Origin of the sequence: Hyphomicrobium sp. 802, assembly GCF_000526135.1 — a bacterium.
Lineage (GTDB): Bacteria > Pseudomonadota > Alphaproteobacteria > Rhizobiales > Hyphomicrobiaceae > Hyphomicrobium_B.
On sequence record NZ_JAFM01000001.1, the window covers coordinates 262892 to 282805 of the forward strand.

Below are 19914 nucleotides of genomic sequence, written 5' to 3' on the forward strand. Positions count from 1 at the left end.
ATGGTTCAGCTCACTCTTCCGAAAAATTCGACAATCTCCGAAGGCAAGACCTGGAATAGGCCGGACCGCGAGGGGGATTGGAAGGAATTCCGGATTTATCGCTGGAATCCGGATGACGAACGCAATCCGCGCGTCGACACCTATCATATCGATCAGAAGCAGTGCGGACCGATGGTTCTTGACGCTCTGATCAAGATCAAGAACGAGATCGATCCGACGCTGACGTTCCGCCGCTCGTGCCGCGAAGGCATTTGTGGCTCGTGCGCGATGAATATCGACGGCACCAATACACTCGCGTGCCTGAAGGGCATCGAAGACGTCAAAGGTCCTGTAAAGGTTTATCCGCTGCCGCACATGGAAGTCGTCAAAGACCTCGTGCCGGATCTCACGAATTTCTACGCGCAGCATCGCTCCATCGAGCCGTGGCTCAAGACCGATACGCCGACGCCGCCGAAGGAGTGGAAGCAGTCGCGCGAAGATCGTGAGAAGCTCGACGGGCTTTACGAGTGCATCTTGTGCGCATGCTGCTCCTCGTCGTGCCCGAGCTACTGGTGGAACTCGGATCGCTACCTCGGCCCTGCCATTCTGCTGCAGGCCTATCGCTGGGTGATCGACAGCCGTGACGAAGCGACGGGCGAGCGCCTCGACAATCTGGAAGATCCGTTCCGGCTCTATCGCTGCCACACGATCATGAATTGCGCCAAGGCTTGTCCGAAAGGCTTGTCGCCGGCCAAAGCCATCGCCGAACTCAAAAAACTGATGGTCGAGCGACGCGTGTAAGCGTCTGGCTCGATCGCGTCATAATAAAGGAGCGACCGTGCTGGACATCCTCGATCACATCGGCTTTCCCATCACTGATTACAGCCGATCGCTGAAGTTCTATACCCAGGCGCTGGCGCCGCTCGGCATCAAACTGCTCAAGGAAGTGAAGTTCTCGGAAGAGGACAACGACGGGTATGCCGGGTTCGGTCGCGAGCGGCCGCAATTCTGGATTGGAACGGGCTCGCCTCTGAAGGGCCGCCTGCATGTCGCCTTCGCCGCGCAGAGCCGCGAGGAAGTGAAAGCCTTCTATGACGCGGCCCTGGCGGCGGGAGGCAAAGACAACGGACCGCCGGGACTTCGGCCGCACTATCACGCCAACTACTACGGCGGCTTCGTTTTCGATCCGGATGGGCACAACATCGAAGCCGTGACGCATCTGCCGGAGTAACGATTGCCTTTCTGTCAGAGATTGAGCTGGTAGGTGTGCGCCAGCCAACGATAGCTGCCGGGTCCATTGCGCTCGACATAACCGATTGACGGAAACGGCATGTGGTAGCCGATGACCGGGATACGGTCGGTGGCCGCCATGTCATAGATGCGACGGCGGGTTCGGGCACCAAGCTGTTTGTCGGAATCGAAGAGGCAATCCCACTCAGGGTGCGCGAGCGAGGCAACCTGGTGGTGGGCGCAGTCGCCCCAATACAAAATCGATTTGCCCTGGCTCTCGATCATAAAGGCAAGGTGCCCGGGCGTGTGTCCGTAAGCTTCGATGGCGCGGACGCCCGTCACGACGTCGTCTCCTGGTTTTATGAACGTAAACTTGTCGGCGACGGGTTTCGTGTTGGTTCGGAATATGCTCGCCCATTTTTCCAGATCGGCTGTGAATTTTCCTTCCGGAGCCCAGAAGTCATGCTCGATTGCGCCAATCACGTAGCGTGCGTTGGGAAAGAGCGGCTTTGCATTTTCGATCATGCCGCCGACGTGATCGGGATGACCATGGCTTAAAAGGACGATGTCGATGTCTTCGGGCTTGAAGCCTGCGGGGCCGAGCTGGGCCGCAAGCCAGCCGCCATTGGGGCGCGGAATGAAACCGTTCGATCCGTTGCCGGTGTCGAGCAGGATCAGCTTATCACCGGTGTTGATGATCGTCGGCGTGAAGCCCGGCTGGTATTTCTGCTCCGGCAAAAGGTTGTCGCGCATCAGCGCCCGAACATCGGCTTCGCGGGCATTTTGCCCGACGATTGGGAACGGACCATCAATGAAAGCTTCTGAATCCGAGATCGTGGTAATCTCGAAAGCGCCGAGCTTGAAGCGGTAGAATTTCGGCTGCCAAGGTCCAAGTGCTGGGGCTGATGCGGTCGCGTTTGATGCAAAGGCCAGGGACAGAGTGGGTGCGAGAGCGACGCCGATGCCTGTGGTCAAAAGCTTCCGGCGATCCACGGCGAGAGCTTCGATATCGGGCGAGAAGGCTTTGCGCATTTCAATGTCCTTGCCAAGTATCTGATCTGAAGCCGAGGTTAGTCCAGGCACGGAGCTATGCGATTGTATGAATCTGCTGGCATCGAGGGTGGATCCCTGAAGCCGCTATGGCATGTCGGTTCGGGCCGCATGCTTTTCGCCGGCTGTCTGCATAAGAATGCACTTCACAGCCACAGCGCGCCGGTGATGCTCGCGGGTCTCTACGATGATTTTCGCTTAAGACTTGCGGGCGGTTCGTGGTTCGCATGTCGTGCGGCCGTTATACCCGCCGGGACGGCTTACGAGTTCGATGCCGAAGGCCGACCGATCGCGGTGATCTACATTGAGCCGAGCGAGGCGTCCGCTGAAGGTCTTGCAGCGCTCGTCGCAGAGACACGCGAGGAACGGGGTGTGCTGATCGGAATGCGCACGGACCTTTCACAGGTTCGGTCGCTTTACGAAGATCCTTCCAGCTTGGCTTGGACCGATGAAGCGATGAATGATCTTCTCGAATTTTCCAAGCCTAAGGCGCGAAGAACCATCGACGCGCGCGTGCGCCGGGCACTCGAAGCGGTTGCTGACAACGCGGGCGGCGTCGTGACGGGCGGGTCAGTGCCGCGGGTCGATTGGGCCGCGCATGCTGCGGGGCTTTCGACATCGCGATTTCAGCACCTGTTCAAACAGGAGGTCGGCGTTTCTTATCGTCGTTATGCGGCGTGGGCGAGAATGCGCGTGGCGGTATCCGAAGTCGTCAAGGGAAGCAATTTTACGACCGCCGCCCATGCGTCAGGTTTTTACGATCAACCACACTTCGCCCGCGAGTTTCGCCGGATTTTTGGGGCACCTGCCGGCCGGAGTCTCGCGGGCGTCCGACACTGACCGACCAGTATTGGGCTTTCCCAATCGCGGCTGACATGCGATAGCGGCGGGCCAGCGCAAGATCGATGTTCAATCCTGAGATGAGTCACCCGCTTTCCTCCCTCACGTCCGGTGCGATTTCGTCGCCCTTCAGTCAGCTTCGCAAGCTGCTGGCGGGGATTGCGCCGGGGCATGAGAAACCCATCGAGCTGACGATCGGGGAGCCGCGCGAGGCGATGCCGGATTTCATTCAGGCAAAGCTCGACGAGGCGACGGCGCTCTACGGCAAGTATCCGCCGATCCGCGGCGCCGAGGAGGCGCGCAAGGCGATCTCGGAATGGCTGGCGAAACGTTACGTCGTGCCGGGCGGCGTCGATCCCGAACGTGATGTGCTGGTGCTCAGCGGCTCGCGCGAAGGGCTATTCTTTGCGTGTTTGCCGGCGGTGGGCCGCAAGGACGTGCAGGGTCGGCCTGCGATCCTGATGTGCAACCCGTATTATTCGGCCTACGTCGCGGGGGCGATCGCGGTCGGCGCGGAGCCGGTCTATCTCAACGCCACGAAGGCGACAGGCTTCCTGCCGGATCTCGATGCAATTGCGCGCGATGAGGCGCTGTTGAAGCGGACGGTTGCGCTCTTTATCAATTCGCCGTCGAACCCGCAGGGCACGGTCGCCGATCGCCGCTACATCCTGAAGGCGCTGGAACTGGCGCGCGCCTACAACTTCATGCTGTTCCTCGACGAGTGCTATTCGGAAATCTACACAGAGGCCGCGCCGCTCGGCGGTTTGGAGGTCGCGGCGGCGACGCCGGAGCGGTTCCGCAATCTCGTCGTTTTCAACTCACTGTCGAAGCGTTCGAACCTGCCGGGCCTAAGGTCCGGGTTCTGTGCGGGCGACCCGGAATTCATCGAAGCCTACGGCGAAGTGCGCAACATGTGCGCGCCGACAGTGCCCTTGCCACTGCAACATGCATCCGCCGCGATCTGGCGCGACGAAGCGCACGTCGAGCGTTCGCGGGAGGCGTATCGTGACAAATTTCTAATTTCTGACAATGTGTTAGGTGGCCGCTACGGCTACCGGCGGCCAGCTGGCGGGTTCTGTCTCTGGCTCGATATGAGTCAGTTTGGCGGTGGCGCTCAAGCGGCGGTAACCTTATGGCAACGCGCAGGCGTCAAGGTTATTCCCGGTAGCTTTCTGGCTCAGACGGGACGAGACGGAACCAATCCCGGCGCAGACTACGTTCGCGTCGCGATGGTGCAGGACTCCAAGACGATCCAGGAAGCGCTCGAACGCACGATTTCCGTGCTGCGTTAAAGAGTACGTTCGCCGAGATGTCGCTGGATACGCGAGGAATCGATCCTCAGCGGCTGTTGCCGCAGTCAGTCGAGGACCGTCTGTTGAGTTGGCTGGGCCGTTTTGGCGGGTTGATCCTGCTCGGCCTGACGCTGCTCATCTGGACGAGCCTCGTTTCGTGGTCAGCGCTTGATCCGAGCCTGACGCACACGACGACGGCGCCTGCGCAGAACTATGCGGGCCGCGTCGGCGCAATCGTTTCAGATCTTCTGTTCCAGATGCTCGGCTTCGGTGCGGTCCTGGCGCTGATCGCGCCGGTCGTCTGGGGCATCGACATGCTCCGTTCCGAGCGCGTGAAGGACGGGCGCGTCAAGCTCGGTTTTTATCCGCTGTCCATCGTGGCACTGACCGGCGCGATCTCGGCGCTTCCCGTTTTGGGCGGCTGGCCGCTGCGCCACGGCTACGGCGGCCTGGTGGGCGATGGCGTTTATCAATTAGCGTTGAAGCTGTTCGCGATGCTCAACGAAGAACGCGCGCCGGTTGCTGCCGGTGTCGTGCTGCTGGCAGCGGCTGCACATACCTGCGGCAAGGCTATCGGCTTTGAAGTCGAGACTGTCACCAAGTCGTTCCTGCGCTCGCTCGGTTCGGGCCTTCGTTATGCGTCGAGCAAGAAACGGCTCGAGGATGTGGCCGCCGTCAGCTCGACGCTGGCGGGTGGCGCGGAGCGCGTGCGCAAAGGTTGGTTCCGGCGCGCGCCTGCTGCAGCTGTAACGGATACGCACTCCTATCGCTCGCTCGATGCCTTTGCGGGCGACGCGACGCCGACGCTCGACCTTAATCCGGAGCGTCTCGCAAGGCAGCGTCCGGCAGATGTCGCGCGGCCTTCGGAGTTGCTAACGGAATTGCACGATCGTGAGGATCGTCGTGGCGTTCAAGGCTTCGATGACCACGCGGACCCTGACTATCACGATGATGAGTTCACCCATGCCAGCGAGTTCGCAGATCGCGGATTGGCGTTCGACGATACGACGGAAGATTCAAGCCGGGCGATCGCGCAACGCTTTGCGCCGGCTTCGGCAACCGCTGCATTGGCGCGTGGTGAATCTGTCGTCGAAGAGGTTTTAGATCATTCGATCCCGCCGCCTCCGCCGCTGCCGAAGGTCTTGGCCAAGGCACAAGCCAAAGCGCAGGCTGCAAAGCCCGCGGTCACCAATGCGCTGTTGTCAGGAATTGCGCGGACGCGCGCCAATCCCGTTTGGAAGCGGCCGTCGCTCAACATGCTCAAGCGTCCGAGCGCGCAGAAGCCGCGTCCCGAGCTGTCGCAGACGGTGATGCGCGGCAATGCGCGATTGCTCGAAGACGTGCTGGCCGATTTCGGCGTCAAGGGCGAGGTCAAGGATATCCGGCCAGGTCCGGTGGTGACGCTGTACGAATTGGAGCCTGCGCGCGGCACGAAGTCATCGCGCGTTATCGGACTCGCGGAAGACATCGCGCGCTCGATGAGCGTTGCAAGCGTGCGTGCGGCTGTCGTTCCGGGGCGGAATGCCATCGGCCTCGAATTGCCGAATGCCCGGCGCGAAACGGTGCTGTTGCGCGAAATTCTCGAAGCCGACGCGTTCAAATCGGAAGCGAGCGGATTACCGCTTGGTCTGGGCAAGTCGATCGGCGGCGATCCGGTCGTCGCGGATCTGGCGCGCATGCCGCATCTGCTCGTCGCCGGTACGACCGGCTCCGGCAAGTCGGTCGGCATTAACGCCATGGTGCTGTCGCTGCTCTACCGGCATTCGCCTGAAGATTGCCGCATGCTGATGATCGACCCCAAGATGCTGGAGCTGTCGGTCTATAACGACATTCCGCATCTTTTGACGCCCGTGATCACAGACCCGCATAAGGCGGTTTCCGCGCTCAACTGGGCCGTGCGCGAAATGGAAGAACGCTACAAGCGCATGGCCGCGCTTTCCGTTCGCAACATCGACGTCTTCAATAATCGCGTGCGCAATGCCAAGAAGCGCGGCGAGATGCTGTCGCGCACGGTGCAGACCGGCTTCGACAAGACCGGTGCGGCGCGCTTTGAAACGCAGCAGATGGATCTTGAGCCGTTGCCGCGGATCGTGATCATCGTCGATGAATTCGCGGACCTGATGATCGTTGCGGGCCGCGAGGTCGAAGCTTCGGTGCAGCGTCTTGCACAGATGGCGCGTGCGGCCGGGATTCATCTCATCATGGCGACGCAGCGTCCGTCGGTCGACATCATCACCGGCACGATCAAGGCGAACTTCCCGACCCGCATCTCGTTCAAGGTTACGTCGAAGATCGACAGCCGCACGATCCTGAACGAGCAGGGCGCCGAACAATTGCTCGGTCAGGGCGACATGCTCTATTCGACAGGCGCCGGCCAGCTTGTGCGTGTGCATGGCGCGTTCGTGTCGGATGAAGAAGTTGTGGCGTTCGCCGATGCGCTCCGGCAGGAGGGCGCGCCGAAATATGTCGACGGTATTACGGAGACGCCGCCGCCGTCGGACGTCGCGACCGGGATTCGCGAGGCGAGCGATGACGACCTTTACGATCGCGCCGTCGCTATCGTGCTTCGGGATGGAAAGGCTTCTACGAGCTATATCCAGCGTCGCCTGTCGATCGGCTACAACCGCGCCGCCGATCTCATCGAGCGCATGGAACGTGAAGGATTGATCTCGGCTGCGAACTCGGTCGGCAAGCGCGAAATTCTGATGTCGCGCGGTGGCAGCGCCGACGCCGCCTGATTGCGTATTTCGACGCTCTCAGATCAGCACGAACAACAGCGAAACTGAGGCTAACAACTGAGGATAACTCGGGGGCGCGATACTGCGCTTGCTTGCCTCCGATGTTCGATTGGTTCTACCCAAAATCAGGGCTGGAACGCCTCTCGCCTAGTTCTGGACGCAATCTTTGTTGAAACGATACTGTGCGTACAGGGCCCCGACTCAGGGGCATCGGGGCTGTGGGGGGCCACGAATGGGACAAATCATGAGGCATTTTCTGCGTGGAGCAGCCGTCGCGACGGCGTTTACGGTCGCGTTTTCTGGCGTTGCCACGGCGCAAGATCCGGACGGTCCGACGAATACGATCGTCAATCCGCCGGTGACCAAGCCTGCGGTCAATGGTTGGTCCAGCGAAGTCGCACCGAACCCTGATCAAGGTATTACGCTCGATGCGCGTCAGACGAAGATCGTCGACGATGTCAGCGCGTATTTTGAATCTTTGCAGGATCTCAAAGGCACGTTCATTCAGACGGATGCCGACAATAAGCGGATGAAGGGTAAGTTCTTCGTCAAGCGTCCTGGCCGCTTCCGTTTCGACTACGCCTTGCCGTCGCGGCAGATCATCGTTTCCGACGGACAGAACCTCGCCATTCAAGACCTCGACCTCAATAACGAGGATCGCGTTTCGCTCGATCAGACGCCGTTCAGGCTGCTTCTGCGCAAGGACGTCAATCTGCTGCGGGATGCGAAAATTCTGGAAGTCCAGCAGTCCGCCGACCTGATCGTGCTCACGCTGGAAGATAAAGACCCCAATTCTCCGGGCCGCATTAAGCTCTTTCTGGCGACCAAGCCGGCCATGGAACTGAAAGAGTGGGTGACCACTGACGCCCAGGGGCAGGACACCCGAATCCAGCTTTCGCAGCTCGTCAAAACCGACGACCTAGACGGAAATTTGTTTAAAATTCAATCACTTTGGCCCAAAAGCGCGATGCCATAAGGGGAATTCGCCGGCAAATCAGCGTGTTGCGCTTTTGACGCGACGCAATACCCATCCTGTGGATAAGTTTGGGTATCTCTTCACATTTTCGTGAAGTTCCTGCGCGGGTACTATTGAATTTCTCCAGCTTGCGCTTAACTCTCAAGCATGCAGGTGGCGTCACCCTGTATTCGGTAGTGCCCCCCGTCTAGCCGAAGACGCCGCCTCTGGTACCGGCTTCCCTCCCGGTGCCGAGCGCGACAAGCGCATAGCGCCCAGTTCCTCCCCCCGGAACTGGGCGCCCTCGTTTCTGGCCCCCTGAATTCCGAAGAAGACCACAACACATGTCGTGTGTGGTTTGGCGCTCCGCTTAACTAGCCAGCCTGTGCCGCGGCGGCCTGATCGGCGCTCTGCGGTTGAAGCAGCGGGGGGATCGTAGCGTCATCTGCGCTGGTATCAATAGCTTTCAAATCATTCGCCAACAGTTTTAGTCGCGATGTGATGCACGCGCTGAAATGTTGCGCGAGTGATGGGTCGTCTTGCATCAGTGCGAGAATTTTTTGGCGCGGAAGACGCAGTGCTTTCACAGGCCCTTGTGCGATGATCGTCGTAACGTGCTCGATTTCGATGAGCATCGCGAGCTCGGCGATTATGGAGCCTTCGGGTACAACCTCGCCGCGCGATTTTTGCGATGGATCGCCGTTATCGTCGATGCGCAGGCACGTTCCCGAAATGACGAGGATCGAAGCATCGCTCGGCTGATGCTCGGCAATAAGCGCGTCGCCCGAGCGATAGATGATGCGCTCGGCGCAACGAACGATTTCCGTCAATTGGGACGGCGACAGTCCGCGGAAAAGCGGCTGGGCAAGAAGAGGTTTGACGAGGGCATTGATTGCCATCGTTGCGAACTCCATTGATGCGATACGCACGAATGCACCTATTCGCTTGCGATCTCACCACAACAGAAGCGAACGCAGATTAACTATCCGACTCGATGTCCGTCGCGGAACTTATCCGACCCGCGCGCATGAAAGCTGCTGTGGACGCAGTTGAACAACTTTCACCGTCAGAAGATTCACGTGAAAACTTGGCGATTGGCCTGGCGGCTGTGACCCAGCAATCGATTGTTCCGGCAACTCAGGGCGCGAGTTTGTAGCCGCCGCTCTCCGTGATGAGAAGTTCGGCGTTCGATGGGTCTTTTTCGATTTTCTGCCGCAGACGATAAATGTGCGTTTCGAGCGTGTGGGTGGTGACGCCGGCGTTGTAGCCCCAGACTTCGTGCAGCAGAACATCGCGAGAGACGACCTTGTCGCCGGAGCGATACAGATACTTGAGAATCGATGTCTCTTTCTCGGTGAGACGGATCTTGCTTCCGGCTTCGTCGACCAGCAGCTTCGATGCGGGCTTGAAGGTGTAGTTGCCGATCGCGAAGACAGCGTCTTCGCTTTGCTCGTGCTGCCGCAGTTGCGCACGGATGCGCGCAAGAAGAACGGCAAACTTGAACGGCTTTAAAACATAATCATTCGCCCCGGCATCGAGACCAAGGATCTGATCGGCGTCGGACGTGTTGCCGGTCAGCATGACGATCGGCGTCTTGAAACCCGATTTGCGCAGAAGCTTCACCGCTTCGCGGCCGTCCATATCGGGCAGGCCGACATCGAACACCACCAAGTCGAAGCGGCCGGTTTTTGCGGCTTCCATGCCCTTGGCAGCGGTGCCCGCTTCGGAGACTTCAAATTCATCATGGAGGACGAGCTGATCTTTCAACGACGTACGCAAATCTTCATCGTCGTCGACGAGGAGGACCTTTCGGGCCGTGCTCATGGACGTGGGCTCCGGTTTCTTGCCTTCTTTTGGCGTGGAACTCTAGCATCGTGCGCGTTGGCAACATAGGGTCTCGGGGCAAACAGGCAAGCGGAATGGCGGTTCCTTGAATAAGCGGTCGATGAACCCGCCCCGGACGCCCGTGGCGCAGGTCTACGTCAGGGTTCTATCTCAGGCGGCGCAGCGCGGTCATGTCGCGTTTGGTGTATTGCGTTTTGCTTGCGCGCTCGGCCGATCGGGCATCACGGCCATGAAACGCGAGGGAGATGGTGCAACGCCGCGAGGGCGGTTGCCTGTGCGCTTCGTTCTTTATCGGCCGGATGCCGCACGGCCAAGGTCGACTTTCCGGTTAGGCAGAATTCGCCGCGACGACGGCTGGTGCGACAGTCCGCGGGATCGCAATTACAATCGTCCGGTGCGGCTGCCCTATCGCGCAAGCGCTGAACATCTGTGGCGTGCGGACGGGCTGTACGAGGTCGTTGTCGTGCTCGGCTATAACGATGTGCCGCGCGTGCGCAATCGAGGCAGCGCCATTTTCATGCATGTCGCGCGCGGGAATTTCGAGCCGACCGAAGGCTGCATCGCATTGCGTGCGCGCGATCTGCGTCGGCTGTTGGCGTCGCTGCCACTGCGAAGTGAGATCGTCATCGGATCTTGCGATAAAAAAAGCCCGACAGCACGAGGCGTCGGGCTTAAGTAGAGCACGTCTAGGTGGAGACGCGTGCTCGGGAGATGAAAGGAGATCTCCTGGCCCGCCGATCGCAGGCCAGGAGAAATTCGTCTTAGTAGTGGTAGGCGCTTTCGCCGTGGTCGGTGATGTCGAGGCCTTCGCGCTCTTTCTCTTCCGACGGACGGAGACCGATGACGATGTCCACCAGCTTGAAGAGAATTGCCGAGCCGATGCCGCTCCAGAGAAGCGTCATGCCGACGGCCTTCGCCTGGGCGATCATCTGGGCGGCCATGTCGTAGGTGCCCGCAACCATCTCGCCCGGCTTCGACGTGTAGTCGGCGATGCCGGCGCCACCCCAATCCGGGTTGACCAGCAGGCCGGTGCCAAGCGCACCGACGATGCCGCCGACGCAGTGGACACCGAAGACGTCAAGGCTATCGTCGTAGCCGAGAGCGCTCTTGATCGCCGAGCAGAAGAAGAAGCAGATCGGGCTGACGACGAGGCCAAGCACGATCGAGCCCATGACACCGGCGAAACCGCAAGCCGGGGTGATGGCGACGAGGCCGGCAACGACACCCGACGCGAGGCCGAGAGCCGACGGCTTACCCTTCACGATCCATTCGACGATCATCCACGACAGCGCTGCAGCGCAGGTCGCGATGAAGGTGTTGATGAAGGGGACGCCAGCGAAGGCGCTGGCTTCGAGGCCAGAACCGACGTTGAAGCCGAACCAGCCCACCCACAGAAGGGCGGCGCCGATCATGCAGTTCACCAGCGAGTGCGGAGGCATCGCTTCTTTGCCGTAGCCGAGACGCGGTCCCAGAATGAGCGCGCCGACGAGGCCCGCGATACCGGCGTTGATGTGAACGACGGTGCCGCCAGCGAAGTCGAGTGCACCCCATTTGAAGGAGATGCCGGCATCGGCCATGACAGCGTCATAAGCAGCCTGAGCGGCAGCCTTGCCGTCTCCCGTCGCCGCGGCGAGAGCCTTAGCAGCGTTGCCGAACGCGTCGGGACCACCCCAGTACCAGACCATATGCGCGATCGGGAAGTAGATGAACGTGACCCAGAGCGCCATGAACACCAACATTGCTGAGAACTTCAGTCGCTCGGCGACGGCGCCGAGGATGAGGCCTGGCGTGATGCACGCGAACGTCATCTGGAAGACGATGTAGACGTATTCAGGAATGTAGACGCCGTTGGAGAACGTCGCTGCGACGGAGTTGTAATCTACGCCTTTGAGGAATGCTTTCGAGAAGCCGCCCACAAAGTCGTTCAGCGCACCGCCGTTCGTGAAGGCCATCGAGTAGCCGTAGAGAACCCAGATGATGCCGACGAGGCAGAGCGTCGCGAAGACCTGCATAAACATCGACAGCATGTTCTTCGTGCGAACGAGACCGCCATAGAACAGTGCGAGACCCGGAACGGTCATGAGAAGAACGAGAACCGAGGCGATGTACATAAATGTCGTGTCGGCCTTGTTCGGTACCGGCGCGGGCGGCGTTTGTGCCATGGCCGGTCCGGCCATAAGCGCAATCGCGCCGAGGGCCCCCACGACCCCTGCGTATCGCGCTAACTTTCTAAACTCCATGTTGAGTGCTCCCTGATTGACTTATGAAAAGCGGAAATTTTGTGAGCTTTAGAGCGCGTCATCGTCCGATTCGCCGGTGCGGATGCGAACCGTGTGCTCGATCGGAGACACGAAGATTTTGCCGTCGCCGATCTGTCCCGTCTTTGCTGCGCGCTGGATCGCGGCAAGCGCCTTGTCGACCTGTGCTCCCGGAACGACGACTTCGATCTTGATCTTGGGCAAAAAGCTCACGGCGTATTCGGCGCCGCGGTAGATTTCCGTATGGCCCTTCTGACGGCCGTAGCCTTTGACTTCCGTGACAGTCATGCCCTGAAGACCGAGATCGGTCAGCGCGGAGCGAACCTCCTCGAGTTTGAAAGGCTTGATGACCGCAGTTATGAGCTTCATAAGGCCCCCTTTTTTAATTGAACCGGTGCTCGACAAAATAGCCTCCGCCCCCACGCCGGGACGAAGACTTGGCGTGAAAGGAGTCAAGACGCGTGCCAATTGACGGACGCGTGCTCAACACATTGATTAGACAACGGAAAGTTTACGAATGAACGAAATTTATGCGGCACTAGCCTGCAAAATAAGCATGAAAATTGGGCAATTTGAGGTTTTTGCCCGCTATTTGGGCACAAATGCGGTTTCTCTGGGGCGCATCAGGCCTTCCTGAACGGTCGATGCGACCAACCGGCCGTTCCGATCGAAGACGGAGCCCCGGCAATAGGCGCGGGCGGCGGAGGCACTGGGGCTGTCCTGAGTATAGAGCAGCCAGTCGTCGGCCCGGAAAGGCCTGTGGAACCACATGGCGTGGTCGAGGCTCGCTAACTGGATGTCGGCATCGAACAACAGCTTGCCGTGTGCCACGAGGGCGGTGTCGAGCAGCGTGAAGTCCGAAGCGTAGGCCAGAAGCGCTTGGTGAATGTAAGGGTTGTCGCCCAGCGGTCCATTGGACTTAAGCCAGATGGACTGGCGGGGCGGCCGCGGTTCGCGGCTCATGTAGCGGGATGCATCAATAATACGGACGTCAATCGGGCGTTCGCGCTGCCAGTAGGCCCGCATGCCGTCCGGAATGTCGGTAGTGGCGTCGAAAAGCTCGCGGACGCTTGGCAGCGCTTCGGGCGGCGGGACGTCCGGCATTTCGGACTGGTGCTCGTAACCAGGCTCCGGCTTGTGGAACGAAGCGCTCATCACGAAGATGGTGCGTCCATGCTGAATGGCGCGAACGCGCCGCGTCGTGAAGCTGCCACCGTCGCGGACGCGCTCAACGTCGTAAACGATTTCCCGTTCCGGATCGCCCGCCAGCAGAAAGTAACCGTGAAGCGAATGGATCGCCCGGCTCTCGTCGACGGTTAACGCCGCAGCAACCACTGCCTGGCCAAGGACAAGGCCGCCATAAACGCGTTGCCAGCCTTCGCTGGCGCGATGGCCGCGGAACAGGTTGTCCTCCAATGGCTCCAGGGTCAGAGTTCGGAGGAGCTTTTGGAGGGCCTGATGCGCCTGGGGCGAAGCTGTCATGGCGGACTTTCGGGGTTATAATGGCAGGGTTGCTGGCGCGGCGACGGGGACCTTTTAGGCTGCCCTCGCGTCCGGGCAAAGCAAATCACTACAGCTACGGGTGACGGTCGACAGATGCCAAAATTGAACTTCGATGTCGCGATTGTCGGCGGCAGTTTTGCGGGACTGGCGGTTGCGCGCGGCTTGGCGCAGGCGTTTGGACCCGATATCCGGCTGGCGATCATCGACAGGGCTGTTCCGGCAACCGAGCACGCCGACGATAGCCGAGGCTTTGCGATCTGGGCCGGCGCACAGAAGGTCCTGGAGAGCCTCGGAGCTTGGGATGGCATTCGCGATGCCGCGGAGACCGTGACTGCGATCGAAATTTCAGATTCGCGGCTTGACGATGCTTTCCGGCCTGCGCTCGTTACCTATGACGCGCGGACGGACGACGGATCGCCAGCCGCCTATATCGTTCCGGCATCGGTGCTCGCCACCGCGCTCTATCGATCCGTCGCGGACGATCCAGCGGTGACGTGGTTCGCGCCAGCCGAGATCGAAAGCGCGCAGTGGGGCGAGACGGCCAGCGAACTCACTTTGCGCGATGGCACCGTCGTCAGCGCGGCGCTGACGATTGCAGCCGATGGGCGGCAGTCGAAGCTTCGCGAAGCTGTCGGCATCAAGACCATCGGATGGCCCTACGCGCAGACGGGCATCGTCGCGCGGGTGAAGTTCAGCGAGCCGCATGGCGGCGTCGCGATCCAGCATTTTCTACCCGGCGGTCCGTTTGCGATTTTGCCGCTTCCGGGAAATCGGGCGTGCATCACGTGGAGCGCCGACAAAGACGAAGCGGCGCGCATGATCGCGCTCGACGATGACAGCTTTCTGGCTGAGCTCGATCGTCGGATCGGTGGCCGGTTCGGCACGATTTCGCTCGACGGACCGCGGCAATCGTGGCCGCTCGATTTGCGTTTGCCGCGCCGCTTGATTGCGCCACGCTTCGCTTTGGTCGGGGACGCTGCGCATGGTGTGCATCCGGTTGCTGGGCAAGGCGTCAACCTCGCGCTTCGCGATGCGGCGGCGATGATTGAAATTCTAGTCGATGCTGGACGCATCGGGCTCGACTTCGGCAGCGGTACGCATCTTGAGCGCTATCAGCGCTGGCGCCGGTTCGACTCGGCGATGTCGGCGACGCTCTATGACGGGATCAATCGGGCATTTGCGATCGACAGCATGGTTCTGCGTGCGGGCCGTGGTGCTGCGCTCGGCGTGCTCGACCGCATTCCCAGCTTGAAAGAGTTGATCATCGCTGAGGCTGCGGGCGTCACCGGTGATTTGCCGAAACTCGCGCGCGGCGTTGCCGTCTAGGCGTCGGCCTCATCCTCTGCGGATGATCCGTCGTCTTCATCGCTGTCGTCGTCGACTGTGACGGCGGGGCGATTGATGATGAGCATGCCAGCGTCGAGATCGACGCTCGGCACCCAGCGATCTTCGAAGGGAATGAATTCCGTCTCGCCTTCGAGCGGCTTCAATTCGAGAAGGTCGCCGGCGCCGAAATTCTGCACGGAGACGATCTTTCCAAGCGCGCTGCCGTCGGCTGCGACTGCGCGCAGGCCGATGAGGTCGGCGTGATAGAACTCGGTTTCGCCCGTCGCCGGAAGCTTGCTGCGTTCGATGTAGAGCTTTGTGCCGCGCAGCGGTTCGGCGCCGTTGCGATCCTCAACCCCCGCAACACGCGCGACGATGCCCTTGCTCGTGACGCGGACGACGCAGAGCGAATAGCTTTTCTTGCCGCTTGCGTCGGTCAATGGGCCGTAGGCGGCGATGGCGTCCGGAGTCTCGGTATAGCTGCGGACTAGAACGTCGCCGCGGATGCCGTGGGCGCCGGTAATCTCACCAACGAGGATGCGGCGGTCGGGCGATGGTTTTCCTGATGCTGTCATGGGGCTCTTGATGGCGTGCAACGATCACGGGGGCAAGGGGCCGAGATAGGTAATCTCAATGTCGATCGTTTTGCCGCCGACGCTGATCGTCGTGTTCTGGGAGCGGGCGAACGGATCGACATCGCCAAAGATCGGGACGCGAATGCTCGGATTGCGGGTACGGATACGCCGCAAGGGGATTTCGTAGGTGCCGCGAATGGCCGACAGGCGCATGTGATGGACGCGTTGGGGCAGGAGACGTCCCATACAGACGCGACCCTCAGAATCGGCGCCAAACAGCCGGCCGCCGCGACATACCAAAATGAGTCGGCTGGCCGGGGCCGAGAGCGGGCTCGGTTTGGTCCGGATCACCTCAAACAGACCATTGACGCGCGTTATCTGGTTCAATTTCGGACCTCCCCACGAATTAACGATGGAAAGTCGGAGGCGGTCCAAAAGTCGGGCCAGTCAGATCTGCAACAAAAAGGCCCCCCGAAGCCTATTCGGGAGGCCTGTTTGTTTGTTCGGGCGCAGTCTCTTAAGCCTGCTCGCCTTGAGCAGCAGCCTCGGCGGCTTGAGCCGCTTTCTCGGCAGCAGCAGCGGCGCGCTCCTGGGCCTTCTTCTTCGGCTTGGCTTTTTCAGGGTTGTTGCGCGCGTCGCGCTTGGCGAAGCCGTTGGCGTCGAGCAGGCGGAGGACGCGGTCGGTCGGCTGAGCGCCGACGCCGAGCCAGTGCTTCACGCGCTCTTCAACGAGCTTCACGCGGTTCGGGTCGTCTTTCTTGAGCATCGGATCGAACGTGCCGATCTGCTCGATGTAGCGGCCGTCGCGCGGGCTCGTGCCGTGGGCGACGACGACGTAGTAGTAAGGACGCTTCTTCGCGCCACCGCGCGACAAACGAATTTTCACCGACATTTTCTTCTTCTCCTGATCAAATCGAAATGTGTTCTTGGATGGGGGTTATCTTTTCTTTCCGGGGATCCCAGGGAATTTCGGCATTCCACCGCCGAGACCCGGAAGACCTTTGGGAAGTCCGCCACCGAGGCCGGGAAGGCCGCGGCCAAGTCCCGGTGGCAGACCCGGCATTCCACCGCCAGAGCCCGACGCAGGAGCCGTGCCCCTGGCGATCTGTTCTTTCAATTCCGCGGGCAACTGTTCCAGCGCCTTGGGATCGAGCTTTGCGAGCTCGGCCTGCATCGACTGCAATTCGGCTTCGGAAGGACCGGCACCGGTGCGGCCGAGGAACTTGTTCATCAGGCCGCCGTTGCGGCCCATGCTCTTCATCATGTCTGCCATCTGGCGGTGCATTTTGATGAGCTTGTTGATGTCTTCAGGCTTCGTGCCCGAACCCGCCGCGATGCGGCGCTTGCGCTTGGCGTCGAGAATTTTGGGGTTGCGCCGTTCCTTCGGCGTCATCGACGAGATGATGGCGCGCTGGTGCACGAGGCTTTTGTCGAGGCCAGCTTCGTTGATCTGGCCTTTGATCTTGGCGACGCCCGGGAGCATGCCAAGCACGCCGCCCATGCCGCCGAGTTTCTGCATCTGGGCGAGCTGATCGGAGAGGTCTTCGAGGTCGAACGACCCCTTCTTCATCTTCTCGGCGATCTTCGTCGCCTTCTCGACGTCGATCGTTTGTGCGGCCTTCTCGACCAGCGAGACGACGTCGCCCATGCCGAGAATGCGCGAGGCAATGCGGCCGGGGTGGAAGTCTTCGAGCGCGTCCCACTTTTCGCCGACGCCGATAAGCTTGATCGGCTTGCCGGTGACGGCACGCATGGAGAGTGCAGCGCCGCCGCGGCCGTCGCCGTCGGCACGCGTCAGGACGATGCCGGTGATGCCGATGTGGCCATCGAAGGCCTTAGCGGTATTGACGGCGTCCTGGCCGGTCAGCGCGTCGGCGACGAGCAGGACTTCATGCGGATGGATCGCGGCTTTGACGTCTCGGGCTTCGTCCATCAGCTCTTCGTCGACCGTCACGCGGCCGGCGGTGTCGTAGATGATGACGTCATAGCCGCCGAGCTTGGCGGCATCTTCGGCGCGGCGCGCGATCTGCAGCGGCGTCTGGCCGGCGATGATCGGCAGCGTCGCAACACCCGTCTGCTCACCCAACACCCGAAGCTGTTCCTGGGCTGCCGGGCGGCGCGTGTCGAGCGACGCCATCAGCACTTTCTTGCGGTCGCGGTTGGTCAGGCGATAGGCGATCTTGGCGGTCGTCGTCGTCTTGCCCGAGCCCTGGAGGCCGACCATCAGGATGCCGATCGGCGGGGCGGCGTGCAGGTCGATCGGTTCGGCGTTCGAGCCGAGCGTAGCAACCAGCTCATCGTTGACGATCTTGACGACCATCTGGCCGGGCGTGACCGAGCGCAGCACTTCGGCGCCGACGGCCTTGGCTTTGACCTTCTCGGTGAAATCCTTGACGACATCGAGCGCGACGTCGGCTTCGAGCAGCGCCCGGCGAACTTCGCGCATCGCTTCGACGACGTCGTTCTCGGTCAGAGCGCCGCGGCGGGTGAGCTTATCGAGGACGCCCGAGAGGCGTTCTGTGAGCGATTGAAACATTCGAGCCGCCGGAAATTGCCCTAATCGTTACGTGACCCCGGCACAGGCCGGGGCCCATTCAAACTTGCGTCGGGTTGGATTTGTCTGGATCCCGGTCTTCGCCGGTATGACGAAGAGATAGGATCGGCAGCGCAAAGCACAAACGCACCCGGGGGCGCAACGCGCTGCCGGATGTTAACCCCCCTGCCTCCCGGACGCTTTCGCGAAAAAGGCCATGTGCAGGGCGGCGGCTTCTTGAATAGAGGCCGTCGGAATGGGCGAGGGTATGCGGGAAACGGGCGCGGAAGTCAACGTGGCGCTCATCCCCAGCGAAGTCGCCCTTCTCGCGCCAATCCCCTCATTTTTGAAGCGCGAGTCAGGTTGGATGGCGGTGATAGCGGTCGAGTAACGCTAAATCCTGGCGTCAAAAGAACAATATCAGAAAGTAACGTATACAAGACAAGAACGGCGGCCTATTGTGGGGCTCGGCTATCGCCTCGTTTGGAAGGAAGCTCGCGTTGACCGATCTGACCATTACCTGCCCGAACTGCGATCATGAGATTGCGCTGACGGAATCGCTTGCCGCGCCACTGATCGCCGATACCCGCCGCCAATTCGAGGCGGCGGCGGCAAAAAAGGATCGCGAGATCGCCGCCCGCGAAGCGGCCATGCAAGAGAAGGCTGGCGAACTCGAAAAGGCGCGCGCGTCGCTCGATGCGATGGTCGCTGAAAAGCTCGTGGTCGAGCGCCAACGCATCGTCAGCGAAGAAGCGCAGAAGGCGAAGCAGCGCGCCGCGGCCGATCTCGAAGAAAAGGCCAATGCTCTTGCCGAACTTCAGAACGTGCTGAAGGAGCGCGATCAGAAGCTCGCCGAAGCGCAGAAGGCGCAGGCGGAGTTCCAGAAGAAAGTGCGCGAATTGGACGACGCCAAGCGCGAGATGGACTTGAACGTCCAGAAAGGCATCAGCGCCGGTCTTGAGAGCGAGCGGGCGAAAGCAAAGCTCGAAGCCGAAGAGGCGCTGAAGCTCCGCGTCTCGGAAAAAGATCAGATCATCGCGTCGATGCAGAACAAGATCGAAGAGCTGAAGCGCAAGGCTGAACAGGGCTCGCAGCAATTGCAGGGCGAAGTACTCGAACTTGAGCTTGAGAATTTGCTGCGTGCGAGGTTTCCGCTTGATGGGATCGAACCCGTGCCGAAGGGCGAGTTTGGTGGCGATCTCGTGCAGCGCGTTGTCGGCGCCTCGGGTGCGGCGTGTGGCACGGTCCTGTGGGAGATGAAGCGGACTAAGAACTGGCAAGACGGCTGGATTGCGAAGCTGCGTGAGGATCAGCGGCGGGCAAAGGCGGAATTCGCTGTGATCGTCTCGACCGCGTTGCCGAAGGGCGTGCATACGTTCGATCTCGTCGACGGTGTGTGGGTTGCCGACTTCAAATGCGCCGTTCCGATCGCGATCGTGCTGCGGCAACTGCTGATCGACGTGGCAACGGCGCGTGTGGTCGGAGAGGGCCAGCAAAGCAAAATGGCGCTCGTCTACGACTACCTAACGGGACCGCAGTTTCGTCACCGCGTTGAGGCGATCGTCGAAAAATTCGACGAAATGCAAAGCGATCTCGATAAAGAGCGCAAAGCCATGACCAAGCTGTGGGCGAAGCGGCAGGCGCAGATCGATGGTGTGCTCGCGGCAACGGCGGGCATGTACGGCGACCTTCAAGGCATCGCGGGCAAGGCGCTGAAAGAGATCGAAGGTTTCGAACTTCCGATGCTGGAAGATGGGAAGGGCGACGACGAGTCAGAAGCGGCCTAGCCG

Annotated in this window: 19 protein-coding genes; 9 read left to right on the forward strand and 10 right to left on the reverse strand. The window is 60.7% G+C overall.

Translation table 11 applies throughout. The annotated features are described in order from the left end of the window. Both HYP802_RS0101280 and HYP802_RS0101285 read left to right on the forward strand, forming a co-directional pair. Complete coding sequence (locus HYP802_RS0101280; RefSeq protein WP_013950201.1) at nucleotides 1-780, forward strand: succinate dehydrogenase iron-sulfur subunit; 780 nt, start codon at nucleotides 1-3, stop codon at nucleotides 778-780. A gap of 46 nt (nucleotides 781-826) precedes the next feature. Beyond that, the gene (locus HYP802_RS0101285) at nucleotides 827-1210 is read left to right on the forward strand and encodes a VOC family protein (RefSeq protein WP_024274987.1); all 384 of its coding nucleotides are present in this window, start codon (nucleotides 827-829) and stop codon (nucleotides 1208-1210) included. A 14-nt stretch (nucleotides 1211-1224) separates the two neighbouring features. Here HYP802_RS0101285 and HYP802_RS0101290 read toward each other — a convergent pair whose 3' ends face one another. Further along, entirely contained in the window at nucleotides 1225-2241 is a 1017-nt protein-coding gene (locus tag HYP802_RS0101290) for an MBL fold metallo-hydrolase (protein ID WP_024274988.1), read from the reverse strand. Between the two features lie 63 nt (nucleotides 2242-2304). Between HYP802_RS0101290 and HYP802_RS0101295 the strand changes: the two genes are divergently transcribed. The 4 genes from HYP802_RS0101295 to HYP802_RS0101310 all read left to right on the forward strand — a co-directional run bounded on the left by HYP802_RS0101295 (nucleotide 2305) and on the right by HYP802_RS0101310 (nucleotide 8105). Then, a complete protein-coding gene (locus HYP802_RS0101295; RefSeq protein ID WP_024274989.1) occupies nucleotides 2305-3099 on the forward strand; it encodes a helix-turn-helix transcriptional regulator in 795 nt (264 codons plus the stop codon). A gap of 80 nt (nucleotides 3100-3179) precedes the next feature. Then, nucleotides 3180-4391 (forward strand): aminotransferase class I/II-fold pyridoxal phosphate-dependent enzyme, encoded by a 1212-nt coding sequence (locus tag HYP802_RS0101300; protein WP_024274990.1) that lies wholly within the window; start codon nucleotides 3180-3182, stop codon nucleotides 4389-4391. Nucleotides 4392-4408: 17 nt separating this feature from the next. Continuing rightward, on the forward strand, nucleotides 4409-7129 hold the full coding sequence (locus HYP802_RS0101305; RefSeq protein ID WP_013950206.1) for a DNA translocase FtsK: 2721 nt from the start codon (nucleotides 4409-4411) through the stop codon (nucleotides 7127-7129). Between the two features lie 232 nt (nucleotides 7130-7361). Further along, on the forward strand, nucleotides 7362-8105 hold the full coding sequence (locus HYP802_RS0101310; RefSeq protein WP_013950207.1) for an outer membrane lipoprotein carrier protein LolA: 744 nt from the start codon (nucleotides 7362-7364) through the stop codon (nucleotides 8103-8105). Nucleotides 8106-8458: 353 nt separating this feature from the next. Here HYP802_RS0101310 and HYP802_RS0101315 read toward each other — a convergent pair whose 3' ends face one another. After that, on the reverse strand, nucleotides 8459-8983 hold the full coding sequence (locus HYP802_RS0101315; protein WP_013950208.1) for a cyclic nucleotide-binding domain-containing protein: 525 nt from the start codon (nucleotides 8981-8983) through the stop codon (nucleotides 8459-8461). Between the two features lie 238 nt (nucleotides 8984-9221). Then, nucleotides 9222-9908 (reverse strand): response regulator transcription factor, encoded by a 687-nt coding sequence (locus HYP802_RS0101320; RefSeq protein WP_013950209.1) that lies wholly within the window; start codon nucleotides 9906-9908, stop codon nucleotides 9222-9224. A 121-nt stretch (nucleotides 9909-10029) separates the two neighbouring features. On the opposite strand from HYP802_RS0101320, the gene HYP802_RS0101325 reads away from it, so the two are divergent. Beyond that, on the forward strand, nucleotides 10030-10608 hold the full coding sequence (locus tag HYP802_RS0101325) for a L,D-transpeptidase family protein (RefSeq protein WP_013950210.1): 579 nt from the start codon (nucleotides 10030-10032) through the stop codon (nucleotides 10606-10608). A gap of 82 nt (nucleotides 10609-10690) precedes the next feature. Here HYP802_RS0101325 and HYP802_RS0101330 read toward each other — a convergent pair whose 3' ends face one another. The 3 genes from HYP802_RS0101330 to tesB form a co-directional block, all read right to left on the reverse strand. Next, nucleotides 10691-12169, reverse strand: coding sequence for an ammonium transporter (locus HYP802_RS0101330; protein ID WP_013950211.1), 1479 nt, complete (start codon nucleotides 12167-12169; stop codon nucleotides 10691-10693). A 48-nt stretch (nucleotides 12170-12217) separates the two neighbouring features. Beyond that, nucleotides 12218-12556 (reverse strand): P-II family nitrogen regulator, encoded by a 339-nt coding sequence (locus tag HYP802_RS0101335; protein ID WP_013950212.1) that lies wholly within the window; start codon nucleotides 12554-12556, stop codon nucleotides 12218-12220. Nucleotides 12557-12775: 219 nt separating this feature from the next. Further along, nucleotides 12776-13669 (reverse strand): acyl-CoA thioesterase II, encoded by an 894-nt coding sequence (tesB, locus tag HYP802_RS0101340; RefSeq protein ID WP_013950213.1) that lies wholly within the window; start codon nucleotides 13667-13669, stop codon nucleotides 12776-12778. 114 nt (nucleotides 13670-13783) lie between these two features. On the opposite strand from tesB, the gene HYP802_RS0101345 reads away from it, so the two are divergent. After that, entirely contained in the window at nucleotides 13784-15016 is a 1233-nt protein-coding gene (locus tag HYP802_RS0101345) for an FAD-dependent monooxygenase (RefSeq protein ID WP_024274992.1), read from the forward strand. On the opposite strand, the gene rimM is transcribed toward HYP802_RS0101345, so the two are convergent. The 4 genes from rimM to ffh form a co-directional block, all read right to left on the reverse strand. After that, nucleotides 15013-15591: a ribosome maturation factor RimM gene (rimM, locus tag HYP802_RS0101350; RefSeq protein WP_024274993.1), complete on the reverse strand. Its 579-nt coding sequence runs from the start codon at nucleotides 15589-15591 to the stop codon at nucleotides 15013-15015. The two genes, HYP802_RS0101345 and rimM, sit on opposite strands and share 4 nt — an antisense overlap. A gap of 24 nt (nucleotides 15592-15615) precedes the next feature. Next, the gene (locus HYP802_RS23440) at nucleotides 15616-15837 is read right to left on the reverse strand and encodes a hypothetical protein (RefSeq protein ID WP_155831096.1); all 222 of its coding nucleotides are present in this window, start codon (nucleotides 15835-15837) and stop codon (nucleotides 15616-15618) included. Between the two features lie 271 nt (nucleotides 15838-16108). Further along, nucleotides 16109-16483: a 30S ribosomal protein S16 gene (gene rpsP / locus HYP802_RS0101360; protein ID WP_013950217.1), complete on the reverse strand. Its 375-nt coding sequence runs from the start codon at nucleotides 16481-16483 to the stop codon at nucleotides 16109-16111. 45 nt (nucleotides 16484-16528) lie between these two features. Next, the gene (gene ffh, locus HYP802_RS0101365; RefSeq protein ID WP_024274995.1) at nucleotides 16529-18127 is read right to left on the reverse strand and encodes a signal recognition particle protein; all 1599 of its coding nucleotides are present in this window, start codon (nucleotides 18125-18127) and stop codon (nucleotides 16529-16531) included. Nucleotides 18128-18624: 497 nt separating this feature from the next. Between ffh and HYP802_RS0101375 the strand changes: the two genes are divergently transcribed. After that, on the forward strand, nucleotides 18625-19911 hold the full coding sequence (locus HYP802_RS0101375; RefSeq protein WP_024274996.1) for a DUF2130 domain-containing protein: 1287 nt from the start codon (nucleotides 18625-18627) through the stop codon (nucleotides 19909-19911). The last annotated feature ends 3 nt before the right edge of the window (nucleotides 19912-19914 follow it).